13 protein-coding genes are annotated in these 14,204 nt (G+C 44.8%); 12 read left to right on the forward strand and 1 reads right to left on the reverse strand.

Annotated features, from left to right (window positions below):
- Window positions 1-4: 4 nt before the first annotated feature.
- The 12 genes from BW952_RS06040 (at window position 5) to BW952_RS06095 (ending at window position 11,903) form a co-directional block, all read left to right on the forward strand.
- Window positions 5-520 carry a TRAP transporter small permease gene (locus BW952_RS06040; RefSeq protein WP_045849706.1) on the forward strand — a complete coding sequence of 172 codons (516 nt, stop codon included), beginning with the start codon at window positions 5-7 and terminating at the stop codon, window positions 518-520.
- Window positions 521-522: 2 nt separating this feature from the next.
- Complete coding sequence (locus BW952_RS06045) at window positions 523-1,800, forward strand: TRAP transporter large permease (protein ID WP_045849707.1); 1,278 nt, start codon at window positions 523-525, stop codon at window positions 1,798-1,800.
- Window positions 1,801-1,830: 30 nt separating this feature from the next.
- A complete protein-coding gene (locus BW952_RS06050) occupies window positions 1,831-3,096 on the forward strand; it encodes a nickel pincer cofactor-dependent isomerase, group 22 (RefSeq protein ID WP_045849708.1) in 1,266 nt (421 codons plus the stop codon).
- A gap of 19 nt (window positions 3,097-3,115) precedes the next feature.
- Entirely contained in the window at window positions 3,116-4,549 is a 1,434-nt protein-coding gene (locus BW952_RS06055; protein ID WP_045849709.1) for an aldehyde dehydrogenase family protein, read from the forward strand.
- Between the two features lie 12 nt (window positions 4,550-4,561).
- On the forward strand, window positions 4,562-5,767 hold the full coding sequence (locus BW952_RS06060) for a hydroxyacid-oxoacid transhydrogenase (protein ID WP_045849710.1): 1,206 nt from the start codon (window positions 4,562-4,564) through the stop codon (window positions 5,765-5,767).
- A gap of 20 nt (window positions 5,768-5,787) precedes the next feature.
- Window positions 5,788-6,792 carry a 4-hydroxythreonine-4-phosphate dehydrogenase PdxA gene (gene pdxA, locus BW952_RS06065; RefSeq protein WP_045849711.1) on the forward strand — a complete coding sequence of 335 codons (1,005 nt, stop codon included), beginning with the start codon at window positions 5,788-5,790 and terminating at the stop codon, window positions 6,790-6,792.
- A 247-nt stretch (window positions 6,793-7,039) separates the two neighbouring features.
- The gene (locus BW952_RS06070) at window positions 7,040-7,681 is read left to right on the forward strand and encodes a YitT family protein (protein ID WP_045849712.1); all 642 of its coding nucleotides are present in this window, start codon (window positions 7,040-7,042) and stop codon (window positions 7,679-7,681) included.
- A gap of 85 nt (window positions 7,682-7,766) precedes the next feature.
- Complete coding sequence (gene larE / locus BW952_RS06075) at window positions 7,767-8,582, forward strand: ATP-dependent sacrificial sulfur transferase LarE (RefSeq protein ID WP_414735777.1); 816 nt, start codon at window positions 7,767-7,769, stop codon at window positions 8,580-8,582.
- 255 nt (window positions 8,583-8,837) lie between these two features.
- Complete coding sequence (larB, locus tag BW952_RS06080) at window positions 8,838-9,584, forward strand: nickel pincer cofactor biosynthesis protein LarB (RefSeq protein ID WP_045849714.1); 747 nt, start codon at window positions 8,838-8,840, stop codon at window positions 9,582-9,584.
- The gene (gene larC, locus BW952_RS06085; RefSeq protein WP_045849715.1) at window positions 9,581-10,408 is read left to right on the forward strand and encodes a nickel pincer cofactor biosynthesis protein LarC; all 828 of its coding nucleotides are present in this window, start codon (window positions 9,581-9,583) and stop codon (window positions 10,406-10,408) included. Before larB ends, larC begins: the two co-directional genes overlap by 4 nt.
- Window positions 10,409-10,501: 93 nt before the next feature.
- A complete protein-coding gene (locus tag BW952_RS06090) occupies window positions 10,502-10,918 on the forward strand; it encodes a MarR family winged helix-turn-helix transcriptional regulator (protein WP_045849716.1) in 417 nt (138 codons plus the stop codon).
- A gap of 13 nt (window positions 10,919-10,931) precedes the next feature.
- Entirely contained in the window at window positions 10,932-11,903 is a 972-nt protein-coding gene (locus tag BW952_RS06095) for a ring-cleaving dioxygenase (RefSeq protein ID WP_045849717.1), read from the forward strand.
- A gap of 117 nt (window positions 11,904-12,020) precedes the next feature.
- Here BW952_RS06095 and BW952_RS06100 read toward each other — a convergent pair whose 3' ends face one another.
- Complete coding sequence (locus tag BW952_RS06100; protein WP_076496222.1) at window positions 12,021-14,132, reverse strand: choice-of-anchor I family protein; 2,112 nt, start codon at window positions 14,130-14,132, stop codon at window positions 12,021-12,023.
- Between the last annotated feature and the right edge of the window lie 72 nt (window positions 14,133-14,204).

A 14,204-nucleotide genomic window follows, 5' to 3' on the forward strand; every position in this document is an offset into this window, starting at 1 on the left:
AAACATGCAAATGTATTTAAATTTGGTTGATAAAGTGAACCTCTTTATCCGCTATGTGCTGGCCGCATTACTCATGTTAATGAGTGGACTTATTATATATCAAGTTGTGATTCGTTTTTCTTCTCGTTACATAAATGTAGATTTGCCAAGGTGGACAGAAGAAATTGCACGCTATTCAATGATTTGGCTCGTTCTTCTCGGTGCGGCCTTAGCCGTCAGGTACAGTGCGTTAATTGGAATGGAGGCCATTGCTGAGCGGCTTTCTCCTAAAGCACAAAAGATATTGAGAGTGGTTACGATTATAATCTCGATGTTCTTTTTCCTTATTATGGTTATTTATGGTTTTGAAATGCTGGGCCATGTAGGAGCACAGCTGTCGCCTGGGGCGAAATTGCCAATGTCTATTCCTTATGCCTCCATTCCGGTTGGCGGGTTTTTTATGCTAATCAATTCAATTGCCGTGCTAATGCTGACCTTAAAAGGGGAAGCAGATCGGGAATTTTTTAAAGGGAGTGAATAAGTATGGCCGGTTTAATGTTTATCTCATTACTCGTTTTATTGTTTTTAAGTGTCCCGGTTGCTTTATCACTTGGCCTTGCTTCAAGTATAGCACTAATCGGTGACGGCACGATGCCGCTGAGCGTCGTTATTCAGCGAATGTTTGCTGCACTTGATTTGTTTCCATTAATGGCCATTCCATTCTTTATTTTGGCCGGAGCGCTCATGGAAACCGGTGGTATTTCAAGAAGATTAGTAAACTTTGCAAATGCTCTTGTTGGGAGAATGAGCGGAGGTCTTGCTGTAGTAACCGTAGTAACTGCGATGTTTTTCTCTGCTATTTCCGGATCGAGTGCAGCGACGACCGCTGCGATTGGTTCCATTCTTATTCCGGCAATGGTGAAGAAAAAGTATGATGTCGGATTTGCTGGCGCGACAACCGCTGTTTCAGGAGAATTGGGAGTTATTATTCCCCCGTCTATTCCCATGATCATTTTTGGCATTTCAGCAGGTGTCTCTATGACAGATCTCTTTATTGCCGGATTCTTGCCAGGTATCCTCATTGGCGGTTCTTTAATTCTCCTCGTATGGCTTTTGTCGAAAAAACGAGGATATGAAGGTGAAAAAAATATTACATGGGCAATGCGGGTAACAGCATTTAAAGAAGCTTTTTTAGCGCTTATGATGCCGGTCATTATTCTTGGTGGTATTTACAGCGGTCTTTTCACACCGACAGAAGCAGCAGTCGTTGCCGTTTTCTATGCGTTCGTTGTAGGTGTTTTTGTTTATCGTGAAATAACATGGAGAAATTTAGTGGAAATTTTTTCGAAGTCGGCCATTACGACGTCGATTATTATGATTATTATTGCAAACGCAGGAATGTTTGGATGGATTTTAACAAGGGAACAAGTGCCGCAAAAAGTAGCCGCTTTCTTTACTTCTTTCTCAGATAGTCCAGTTGTTTTCCTGGCGCTTATAAATGTCTTGCTTTTATTTGTCGGAATGTTCTTTGAAACATCGGCAGCAATTATTATTCTTGCCCCGTTATTAACGCCAATTGCAATAACGTTGGGGATTGATCCTATCCACTTTGGGATGATCGTGATTGTCAACCTTGCAATGGGAATGGTAACGCCGCCAGTAGGGGTTAACTTATTTGTCGCGTGTCAAGTTGCCAATATAAAACTGGAGCGTCTAACAAAAGCGCTAGTCCCTTTCTTTATTGTTCTTGTTGCAAATATACTAATTATCACCTATATTCCGGCCATTTCCACATGGCTTCCAGCTCTCTTGAAACAGTAAGGAATGAAAAAATAAAGGAGGAGCCATGAAATGAAATTTCCTCGTATCGTTAAAGTCAAGCAGCATTTTCAAGGTCCTGTTGTTGAAAACATTGATGCGGAAATCGCAAAGCAGCTTGCCCGTGTGGCACTTGATCAAAAAGTAAAACCAGGAATGAGAATTGCAATTACAGCAGGGAGCCGCGGTATTGCAAATATAGCAGAGATTATCCGGGCTTGTGTAAATGAACTGAAACAATTGGGGGCAGACCCATTTATCGTGCCGACGATGGGCAGTCACGGCGGCGCTACAGCAGAAGGACAGGTTGAAGTACTGAACAGCCTGGGCATTACAGAAGACTTTTGTGGGGCACCGATTCTTTCCTCGATGGATGTGGTGCATGTAGGTGATACACCGGACGGCATGCCTGTGCACATCGATCAAAATGCATGGGAAGCAGACGGGATTATTTTAATGGGACGTGTCAAAGTACACACCGATTTTAAATCTCCTATTGGCATTGAAAGCGGCTTAATGAAAATGGCTGCAATTGGTCTTGGCAAACATAAGCAGGCATTGCTTATCCATAGTTATGGTGTGCACGGGATTCGGGATATTATGCCGGAAGTGGCAAAAGTATTATTCGAGAAAACAAAGATTTTATGCGGGATCGCGATTTTAGAAAATGCATTTGAGCAGACAGCCATTTTGGAAGCGATCCCCACGGAGTCCATTCAGAAAAGGGAAGCGGAACTGCTGGAAGAATCAGCAGCGCTTATGCCGAGGCTTCCGGTAGAGGACATTGATGTTCTCGTTGTAGACGAAATCGGCAAAAACTACAGCGGAACCGGGATGGATACAAATATTATCGGCCGAATTCGCATTCTTGGGGTTGAGGAGCCGGCATCGCCTCGGATTAAATACATTGTAGCTAGCAATGTTAGTGAGGAATCACATGGAAATGCACTCGGCATTGGCCTCGCTGATTTAACGACAAAGCGGCTGTTTGAGCAAGTAAATCATCAGAAAATGAATGAAAATGTGATCACAAGTACCTTTCTCAGTCGGGCAATGATACCAATTGTTATGGAAAATGATCGTGAAGCGATAACGGCAGCAGCCCGCGCCAATTGGGGAACTGAATCGGAAAATATGCGATTTATGCGCATTCCAAATACGCTTCATCTCGAATATTTATATGTCTCAGAAACATTGCTGCCTGAGATCGCTAACTTAGACCACATTGAAATTATAGGTGAGCCAGAAGAAATCGTTTTTGATGAAAATGGGTATTTTCCAAAATGGAGTCATGAATAAAAATGGAGGGACGATATAAATGAGTCATTCAAAAGTGAGCACATACGGTCAATATATTAATGGAGAATGGCATATGTCACAAGAAACACTCCCTGTGATCAATAAATTTACAGGAGAGGAATATGCACATATTGGAAAAGCATCACGTGAAGAAGTGGATCAAGCGGTAACGAATGCACTTGAAACATTTCGCACGAAAAAGCTGAGTCCTTATGAGAGATATGAAATTTTAATGCGGGCTGCTGACATTTTCAAAGAACGCAAAGAGGAGCTTGCGCTTATTCTTGTTCGGGAAGTCGGGAAAGTGTTGAAAGATGCGCGCGCTGAAATCGACCGCGGCATCCAAACGTTTATTGCATCGGCAGAAGAAGCGAAACGAATCGCTGGCACTGGAATTCCGCTTGGACAGCCTGGCAACGATGGGAAGCTTGCTTTTACTGTGCGTGTCCCGGTTGGCGTTGTTGCAGCGATTACACCATTTAATTTCCCGTTTAATCTTACTGTTCATAAAATCGGACCAGCTATTGCGGCTGGAAATACAATCGTTTTAAAACCAGCTGAGGTAACGCCAATTATTGCCTGCAAAATGACAGAAATTTTAACAGAAGCGGGCTTGCCGGCAGGGTTCCTTAACGTCGTTAATGGCCTTGGCCGTGAAACAGGCCAATATTTGCTGGAGGACGAAAGAATTGCCCATTTCACTTTTACAGGAAGCCCAGGGGTAGGCCGTCATATTAAGAGCACGACAGGACTGCGCCGCTTGACGTTGGAACTTGGGAACAACTCACCAAACATTGTACATAATGATGTCCCAGATCTGGATACAGCAGCAGAACTATGCGTAACACGAGGATATTCCAACGCCGGACAAGCTTGTATTTCTGTACAGCGTGTGTATGTTCATGAGGATGTATATGAATCGTTCGTAGAGAAAGCTGTGAAGGTTGCTCAGTCATTGCGTGTAGGCAATCCGGAAGATCCAGAAACGGATATCGGGCCGATGATATCTGAAAAAGAAGCAATACGTGCAGAAGAATGGATTCGTGAAGCGGAACAACAAGGAGCGAAAGTTCTCGTCGGCGGGCAACGAAATGGCAGTATCCTTGATCCAACAATTATGGCGGACGTGAAGCCGGATATGAAAGTTGTATGCCAGGAAGTATTTGCCCCGGTTATTAATATTATTCCTTTTTCAGATATTCAAGATGCATTTGATCAAGCAAATGACAGCCATTTTGGACTGCAAGCTGGCTTTTTCACATCAAATATTCAATTAGCTATGCGTGCTGCACTCGAGCTGGAATTTGGCGGAGTCATCATTAATGATGTATCTACGTACCGGGCAGATGTTATGCCGTATGGCGGTGTAAAAGACAGCGGCTTTGGTAAAGAAGGTCCTCGCTATGCTGTAGAAGAAATGACAGACGAAAAAATCGTTGTAATTAATTTATAAGGAGAATTAAAAATGAGGAATATTTGGGAATTTTTCTCGACAGAGAGAATTGTATTTGGCAATGGAGCGGTAAAGCAGCTTGATTCTATTTTAAAACGATTAAATGCTAAAAATGTCTTATTGGTCACAGATCCTGGGATCGTCAACGCAGGCATTGCGGATCAGATTATTGCCCTTCTGAAAGACGCTGAGTATAACGTTGTTGTGTATGATAAAGTAGTTCCGGAACCGCCTGTTTCGAGTGCAATTGAATGTTATGAATTTGCGAAATCACAAATGGAAACAGATGCGATTATCGGACTTGGCGGCGGCAGCAGTATCGATATGGCGAAAATCGCTGCGTTGCTTATTAAATATGGTGGACACCCGCTCGATTATTACGGCGGGGAAAACCAGATTCCTGGACCAATTGCCCCGCTTATTGCGATTCCAACAACAGCAGGTACAGGTTCTGAAGTAACATCTGTAGCTGTTTTAACAGATACAGAAAACAATATTAAAGCTGGTATTTCTGATAATTATTTGCGTCCGGCGGTAGCACTGCTTGATCCAGAATTGACACTTGGCCTCCCGTCATACGTGACGGCATGCTCAGGGATCGATGCATTGTCTCATGCAGTAGAGGCGTACACAGCGAAAAAATCACAGTACATTCAAGCAGAAGGAAATATTTTATTCCAAGGCTCACTTCCAATTAGTGATGCACTTGCTCTGCATGCGATTAAGCTGATCGCCAGCAACTTGACGCTTGCTGTACAGCAGGGAAGCAATGTAGAAGCGAGAGGAAATATGCTCGCTGGCAGCTTGCTTGCCGGCATGGCATTTTCGAATGCTGGAACTGCTGCTGCGCATGCGCTCGCCTATCCAATCGGCGGATTGGTAAAATCACCTCATGGAGAAGTAACAGGGCTCTTACTGCCATATGTAATGAAATTTAATGGGGCAATTGAAACGGAAAAAATGGTCAATATCGCAGACGCTTTCGGTGTAGATGCTGAAGGGCTCAATGCAAAAGAAAAAGCATATGCTGCTGGAGATGCAGTATTGCGGTTATTAGAAGAAATTGGCTTGCCGACTCATTTATCACAAATCGGTATAAAAGAAGAGGACATTCCGTCCATTGCAGAAAAAGCATTAGATATTGCTCGGTTAGTTCGCAATAATCCGCGGGTTCCAACACAAAAAGGATTTGAAGAACTCTTGCAAAGCGCTTTTTAAAAGACAAAGGAGATGATGGTATGTCAATGAATAAGCCGATAATGGGTATTACAATGGGTGATGGTGCGGGTGTAGGGCCTGAAATTATTATGAAAGCCCTGAAAGATGAGAGAGTGTATGATTCCTGTGCACCATTTGTTATTGGCGATGCAAAAATGCTGGAGAGAGCCGGAAAAATTGTTAATAATCATGCACAAGTAAAACGTATTTCTTCCCCTGATCAAGCGACATTTAAATATGGTGTAGTCGAGTGTGTTGATTTAAATTTGCTGCCTGATGATTTGCCATTCGGACAAATTTCCGCTGAAGCAGGCAATGCAGCATTTCGTTATCTTGAAAGAGCGATTGAGTTAGCCAATGAAGGGGAAATTGATGGGATTTGTACAGCGCCTTTAAATAAAGAGGCACTGCATAAGGGCGGACATATGTACCCAGGTCATACGGAAATTCTTGCTGCACTGACAAATACAGAAGATTTTTCAATGATGCTGTCTGCACCGAATTTAAAAGTCATTCATGTGACGACTCATGTTGGTATTATAGATGCTGTAAAGAAAATCAATCCTTCTCGCGTGTATACGGTTATTAAGCTCGCGCACGATACGCTTATTAAAGCGGGCTACAAAGAACCGCGCATTGCCGTTTGCGGGATTAATCCACATGCCGGAGAAAATGGCCTGTTCGGCTACGGTGAAGAAGAGGAAAAAGTGATTCCTGCAGTAGAAAAGGCACAAAAAGAAGGAATTAAAGTTGTCGGGCCGTTGCCAGCGGATACATTATTTTTCCGAACGGTTCGCGGGGATTTTGATATTGTGGTTGCCATGTATCATGATCAAGGGCATGGTCCTGTCAAAGTACTTGGTCTTGAGTCAGGCGTAAATATAACGGTAGGCTTGCCGATTATTCGAACAAGCGTAGACCATGGCACTGCTTTTGATATTGCTGGAAAAGGAATTGCGGATGAACTAAGTTTAAAAGAAGCAATTCGACAAGGAATTGAACTTGCACCGAAGCGCACTATATAAATTTCACGAAGGAACAGCACATTTGCTGTTCCTCTTCATTTTAGGAGGGATAGCATGAATCAACGTAAAATTGTTGTGACGAGAAAGATACCGGACCAGGCGCTTGAACGGTTAAAAGAACATGGAGAGATTTACATGTGGGATTACGAGGAGCTGCCAATGCCTTACTGATTGCCGGAATGGAAAATACAGTGCTGCCTTTTGAAGTGAAAATCACTTAAATTGTGCAGGGAAGAGAGCTTATATCATGAGTGAAAACAAAAGGAAGAACGGTCGTTTGGCTGGGCATTTCAATCACGTAAATATAAAGCAATCTTTTTTCATTTTTTTGACGATTTTATTTTTTGCTATTGGAAATATTTTATTTGCTGTTCCGAATCAAATTATGAACGGCGGCATGACCGGATTAAGTCAAATGGGATATTATTTATATGAATTTAACATAGGGCTCGGTATTTTTCTTTTCAATACACCATTATTTATTACGGCTTTTATATTTTATAAGGAATTGTTTTACAAGTCTGCTATCTCCATGTTAACTGTTTCTTTGCTAATAGGATTTCTGCAGGAGCCGCTTCTTGCGTATGGTGTTGTGAATATTTGGGTAGGAAGCGTTGTTGGGGGATTATGGATGGGTGTTGCCCTTGGCATTTTAGCCAGCATGAACGCCAGCCTCGGCGGCGGATCCATGCTTGGGAAAATGCTTCATGACCAATATGGTGTTTCTCTGACTAAATCCATTTTTTTTATTGATGCTTCTGTTTATCCATTGTCATTATTTTTAATTGGCGTTACAGAAACGATTTTCTCATTGGTGCTTACATTTTTCAGTGCCTTTGGTATTTATCTGGTATCAAAAAAACCAACAATAAATAAAGAAGTAGTCTAACGTATATTCCGCAGGACAAAAACATTGTATGCCACTGTTAAATAGAATTAGTTCATAAATATTTAAAAAGAGGGAGAAAAAGATAATGGAACTAAAGTATCAGAAGCTACAGTCCATTTTACGAGAAATAAAATCGGTTGTTGTCGCTTTTTCCGGTGGGGTGGACAGCACATTTTTGCTGAAAGCGGCTGTTGACACACTTGGAGCAGAGCATGTCTTAGCGGTGACGGCAGACTCAGAAACATATCCGTCAAGTGAGCTGGAAGAAGCGCGCGTTCTTGCCGAGCAGATCGGCGTCCGCCACATCGTCATTGAAACGTCAGAACTCGCCATTCCGGGCTATACGGAAAATGACAAAAACCGCTGTTATTTCTGCAAAAGCAGCTTGTTTGATCATTTAATACCGATTTTGAACGAGCATGGCTTTCAAAATGTTGTGTATGGAGTCATTGCCGATGACATGAATGAATTCCGGCCGGGCATGAAAGCAGCAAAAGAAAAAGGCATTCGCGGACCGTTGCAGGAAGCCAACTTATTTAAAGAAGAAATTCGGATGCTATCCCGTCAATTTCATCTGTCAACATGGGATAAACCCTCCTTTGCCTGCTTGTCTTCACGCATTGCGTACGGAGAAACGATTACGAAAGAAAAGTTAACAAAAGTGGAAAAAGCAGAGGCATATATAAAATCACTTTCCGTTCGCCAAGTACGTGTCCGAACGCATGGCGATACAGCCCGAATTGAAGTGGAGCCTGACGATATGGCGCTTGTGCTGGAGTATCACGCAGCAATTGACAAACGACTGAAGCAGTTTGGCTATAAATATGTTTCACTTGATCTTGCAGGCTACAAAAGTGGCAGCATGAATAAGTCGCTGGAAAGGGATATCCAGTACAGCTAAAAGAGTATATAACAGGACGTAATATCGCACAGCCAGTGTGAGAGCCGTTGTATTTAGTCCGCTGGGAGAAGCAGCAGCCACCACAGAAACCAATCAGTTAGATACATCATTTGAAGAGATGAAAGAAAAAGTTCCGCCTGGCAGTGTTGCGGATTCTGATATGGGACACGATAGGGATGATCAGACATTATAAAAAATGTGTCCATCTGGCGGCGGATACAGCAAAATTTTTTGAATAAAGGCAGGTAAAAAAATATGATTGATGACATATTAGCGCGTATTGAAAACGGTACGTTAACCGCGGCCGAGGCAAAAGAAAAACTGGCTTCATATGAAGATCTCGGTTTCGTGAAAATTGATCACCACCGGCATAAGAGGCAGGGTGTCCCAGAGATTATATTTGGTGAAGGAAAAACAGCCGAGCAGATTTTGGTCATTATTAAATCATTGAAAACACGCGGTCATGAAGTGCTGGCAACGCGTATTTCTACTGAAAAAGCGGCGTTTATTTTAAAGGAACTGCCGGAACTTACATATAACGAGATCGCCCGCACTTTATCATTTGTGACGAGAAAACCATCAGGAGAAGGATATATTGCGATCGTCTGCGCCGGCACGTCCGATTTGCCGGTTGCAGAAGAAGCAGCCGTTACAGCGGAAACACTCGGTGTCCCGGTGCGCCGTTTTTATGATGTCGGCGTGGCGGGTCTTCACCGTCTGCTTGATAACATTGAGGAGATTCGTGGAGCGGATGTTTCGGTATGTGTCGCCGGTATGGAAGGTGCGCTGCCGAGCGTACTCGGCGGACTTGTCGAAAATCCGATTATCGCCGTGCCGACCAGCATCGGCTACGGAGCCAACTTTAACGGCTTATCCGCCCTGTTGTCGATGCTCAACTCATGTGCGTCCGGCGTCAGCGTCGTGAACATCGACAACGGATTTGGCGCAGCTTATAACGCGGTGCTCATTCACCGCCTTGCCTATAAAGGAGAGACAACATGACAACATTATATTTTGACTGCTTTTCCGGCATTAGCGGCGATATGGTGATCGGCGCGTTGCTTGACGCCGGAGCGGATCTTGCCAGGATGGAAGAAGAGCTAAAAAAGCTGAACATCGAAAGCGAATATACACTTTCGAAAAAAAGCGTAAACAAAAACGGCATTACGGCCGTTAAATTTGATGTAGATTTTCATAATGAAGAAGCGCATGAGCATCATCATAGTTATGCACACGACCACGCGCATTCTCACGATGATCATGACCACGGCCATGGACACAGTCATTCACACGATCATCATCACCATCATGATCATAGAGCCTATAAACAAATTACAGAAATGATCGAAGCAGCTGGCTTTAATGAAGCGGTGACAAAAATGTCGCTCGCTATATTCAAAAAAATTGGCGAAGCGGAAGGAAAGATTCATGGGCTGCCGCTTGAGCGCGTCTATTTTCACGAAGTGGGTGCCGTTGACTCAATCGTCGATATTATCGGAGCGGCGATTTTGATTGACCAGCTTGGGATTGAAAAAATCTACTGCTCCCCGATCCCAACCGGCAGCGGGCATATTCACATTGACCACGGAACATATCCAGTGCCGGCGCCTGCTACGCTAGAAATCTTAAAAGGAGTGCCGGTTGCCCGGACATCCATTAAAGGCGAGCTTGCGACGCCTACGGGGGCTGCTATCGCGGCAGTTCTGGCCCATTCATTCGGCACGATGCCATCCATGACGGTAGAAAAAATCGGCTACGGCGCAGGCACGAAAACATTTAAAGACCATCCGAATGTGTTAAGAGTTGTGATCGGAACAGATACGTAACAAGTCTCGCTTATAAAAAAGCGAGCTTTTTTTATTGCCTATTTATCAGTTTAATATTAAACTGATTGTATAAATTAAAAGGAAGTGAGCCAGATGCAGAAGCGGGAGCGCATGATCAGTATTCTGGCCTGGTTTCGGCTGTCCCGTTTTTATCATGAAAGCATCCGCAGGTCCAATCAGCATTTGAAAAAATGGGATTTAACCATTTCGCAGTTTGATGTGCTGGCGCAGGTTGGGGCAAGCGAGCCCATTTCCCAGCAGGAGCTTGCTGAAAAGCTGCTCGTCACAAAAGGAAATGTGACACACATGCTGGCCAAAATGGAGCAGCTCGGCTGGGTGAAGCGGGAGCGGGAGTGGAAGACAAAATACATCACCCTCACACCAAAAGGAAAAAGAATGCTGGAGGATGTTTTGCCAGCGCAGGAGCAATTTCAAGCCGATCAGTTTAAGAACCTTTCGTTTGATGAAAAAAAGCAGCTGCATGAGCTGCTCAAAAAATTGGAATCATAAGGAGAGACTACGAATGGAATTCAAAGGGATTCATCACGTATCAGCTATTACCGCCAATGCGGCGAAAAATGTGACGTTTTATACGGACGTTTTGGGCATGCGTCTCATCAAAAAAACCGTGAATCAGGACGATACATCGGTTTACCATCTGTTTTACGGAGATGAAAAAGGAAATCCGGGCACCGAGCTGACTTTTTTCGAAATTCCCATGGCCGCCAAGAACCATAACGGCAACAATTCGATTTCCGCTACTTCACTGAGAGTACCGGATGACGCAGCGCTTCTTTACTGGCAAAAACGCTTTGATGAATTCGATGTCGCGCATCAGGATGTGATCGACCAGGGTGGGCGCAAAGCATTGCCGTTTCAGGATTTTGAAGGACAGCGCTTTTTTCTTGTTTCTGATGAACATGATCAAGGCGTGAAAGGCGGCACACCTTGGGCGAAAAGTCCGGTGCCGAGCGAAGCAGCTGTCGTTGGCCTGGGGCCGATTCATTTAACGGTTCCGTCTGCTGAACCAACGGCTGTTGTGTTAACACAGCTGATGGGCTTTCGTGAAGTGAACCGTTATCCATCGCCGGCAGAAGGACAGCCGGATGTCGTTGTGTTTGAAACAGGAGAAGGAGGTACTGGGGCTGAAGTGCACGTGGAAGAACGAACCGATCTGCCGCCTGAACGTCCAGGCCGCGGTGGTGTGCATCACGTCGCTTTCCGAGTGGAGGATGAAGAAGAACTGCGGAAATGGATTACGCGGCTGCGGGAAGCAAGAATTGGCAACTCAGGCTTTGTCGACCGCTTTTACTTTAAATCGCTTTATTTCCGTGAAGCAAATGGCATTCTGTTTGAAGTGGCAACAGACGGACCGGGCTTTGATACCGATGAGGATATAGAGCATCTTGGGGAATCACTGGCCCTGCCGCCGTTTTTGGAGCCGAAGCGTGAGCAGATTGAAGCGAAGCTGAAGCCGCTGCCGACTAAAAAATAATGTGAATAATCCGCTCGATCAGGATCGTTGTCGAGGAAAATCGCGACGAGGGCTGAAAAAGTAAAAAATCCGAACGAAAGGCTGTAACTTCGCCTTCGTTCGGATTTTTTTGAATGATTATTTTACAGCTGATTCAATTTCATCAAAAGCCCAGTGGTCGACCGGCACATCTGAGAAGGTTGCTTCGTTGTCGTTGAGTGCTTCACGCTGGAACAATTGATGAAGAACCTTAACAGCTTCCGCACGCGTCACGGTTTTTTCCGGACGGAATTCGCCGTTGCTGTAGCCGTTCATGAGTTCAGCAATCGATACGTTGTAAATGGCCTCGTCAGCCCAGTGATCGTCTGTCATATCTGTATAGTCCAATGTAGATGGTACGGCAGCGCAATATGAAGCAAAGGATGCATCCTCACAAACCGAATCCATATAGCGGCTCACAATCGCCGCAAACTGAGCACGTGTTAGTGGGTCGGCTGAACCGAATGTGCCGTTGGATTTGCCGCTGATCAAGCCTTCTGCGGACACAGCTGCAATAGAATCGGCGAAGCGGCTTCCTGCCGGCACATCCTTAAACGGTGAACCGGAGCCGGTAATAGCAAGATTTTCTGCTAGAAAAGCCGTTAATTCACCACGGGTAACCGGCTGGTCCGGACGAAATGTTCCGTCGGTAAAACCATTAATGTAGGCGTTCTTGCCGATGGACGATGCACCGCGGTATTCGAGTGCAGAAACCGTACCGCTCACTTCGTTTCCAACAAGCAGAATCGGCTTTTTCGTCGGGCTTTGTTCAGCCGGGATAAAGTCAAAGCCTTCCGGCGCTACATCACCGGCGATTTTATCACTGAAATCACGTGTATTCGTATAGTTTAAAAAGGTCGGGTTTTCCGGATCGGAAATGTTATAGGTCATCACGCCGCCAATACGCTCCAGGCCGATCATCGCTACGAGCTTGCCGTTTACAATCCCCGTTTTAATTTCTTCCGGCTCCGGTCCTTTTTTGGCGCTGCGCTTGTCCATTTCGTCGTCATCATTCGACCAGTTAAAGTAGTCTGGCAAACGCTCAGCTGTGATCGTTTCAAAATCGCTGCCGCTGTCAAACACCTGCTCCATCGTGTCCGCTTTCCAGATGGAGAACGAACGGCTGCCAAGGGTGTAAACGGCGTCCGTGCCACGGTCCGTCAGTACTTCCAGTTTGTCATATTGATCGGTTTTAGCAAGCAGGCTGTCCGGCACTTGTTCTTTCCAGTCGCCAAAGTCTGCGACGTTCACAAACTCTTCCCATTCAGTTGCATCGCCTTCATTCGCAGTCAGCAAGTAATCTTCTCCGTTGACGGTAATCGTGGAAATCGCATCCGGCATATATGCTCCAAGTACCGGCAGCGCTTCAATGTTTATTTCCCCATTACGTGCTGCATCGAGTGCATTTTCCTCCTTGGCATGGTCTTTATAGCCAAGAGAGCGAACCGATTTTACAGTGCCGTTTTCTACGTCAACAGCTGCGACCGCATTGTTTTCCTGCAGTGTTACGTAAGCTGTTTCTCCATTGCTCGATAAAGCAATGTATTCCGGCTCGAGGTCGGTCGCAGCAGAGCCGGCTCGAATGTGAACGTCGTCTGCAATGACGGATTCATCTGTGAAGGCCACCTGCTTGACTGAGTGATCGGCTGTTTTCACAATCGTAATCGAACCTGCCGGATCAACGCCGTTTTGAAGGCCAAGACGCGGCTCGCCCTCATTTGCACTCAATATGTAGTCTCCATTGTCGGTAAACGTCACCATATCCGGCTGAATGCCAGCTTCATAGGAATGAAGCACATTTCCATCCAGGTCCATGACGATGATTTTGCCATTTTTCGTATAGTCTTCATGCTGGACTGCTGCGGCAATATGATTTTCATAGATGGAAATGCTCGTGACATCTCCATAAACGAACGTATCAGAATTGACGATTTCCGGTATGCTGATTTCTTTCTTTTTCTCCATCGTTCCTTTTTGGAGCGACACAATATCAATCTTCTGGTTCTTGCCGTTGATGACGTAAAACGAATTAGAGCCGGCATGGTATTTCACAATTTCCGCCACGCCGCCGTCTTCATCTGCAGTGCCTGATGTGTACGAAGCAATTTTTTTGACCGTGATGTCGTTTTTGTAGGCGGCATCAGCTGATAGAGGTGTTAAAATTGACGCTGTTAAAACAGCAGGGGCTGTCCATTTGATCCAGTTTTTCAATCGAATTCCCTCACTTTTTTCTTTTTAGCATACCGTTCTCCTATGAGATTCGTATGAATTCAATGTAAACGT

Source organism: Domibacillus enclensis, assembly GCF_900156125.1.
GTDB classification, from domain to species: Bacteria; Bacillota; Bacilli; order Bacillales; family Domibacillaceae; genus Domibacillus; species Domibacillus enclensis.

Coding starts and splice junctions, on each gene's coding strand:
- BW952_RS06040 (WP_045849706.1), top strand. CDS start 5: ATGCAAATGTATTTAAATTTGGTTGATAAAGTGAACCTCTTTATCCGC.
- BW952_RS06045 (WP_045849707.1), top strand. CDS start 523: ATGGCCGGTTTAATGTTTATCTCATTACTCGTTTTATTGTTTTTAAGT.
- BW952_RS06050 (WP_045849708.1), top strand. CDS start 1,831: ATGAAATTTCCTCGTATCGTTAAAGTCAAGCAGCATTTTCAAGGTCCT.
- BW952_RS06055 (WP_045849709.1), top strand. CDS start 3,116: ATGAGTCATTCAAAAGTGAGCACATACGGTCAATATATTAATGGAGAA.
- BW952_RS06060 (WP_045849710.1), top strand. CDS start 4,562: ATGAGGAATATTTGGGAATTTTTCTCGACAGAGAGAATTGTATTTGGC.
- pdxA (WP_045849711.1), top strand. CDS start 5,788: ATGTCAATGAATAAGCCGATAATGGGTATTACAATGGGTGATGGTGCG.
- BW952_RS06070 (WP_045849712.1), top strand. CDS start 7,040: ATGAGTGAAAACAAAAGGAAGAACGGTCGTTTGGCTGGGCATTTCAAT.
- larE (WP_414735777.1), top strand. CDS start 7,767: ATGGAACTAAAGTATCAGAAGCTACAGTCCATTTTACGAGAAATAAAA.
- larB (WP_045849714.1), top strand. CDS start 8,838: ATGATTGATGACATATTAGCGCGTATTGAAAACGGTACGTTAACCGCG.
- larC (WP_045849715.1), top strand. CDS start 9,581: ATGACAACATTATATTTTGACTGCTTTTCCGGCATTAGCGGCGATATG.
- BW952_RS06090 (WP_045849716.1), top strand. CDS start 10,502: ATGCAGAAGCGGGAGCGCATGATCAGTATTCTGGCCTGGTTTCGGCTG.
- BW952_RS06095 (WP_045849717.1), top strand. CDS start 10,932: ATGGAATTCAAAGGGATTCATCACGTATCAGCTATTACCGCCAATGCG.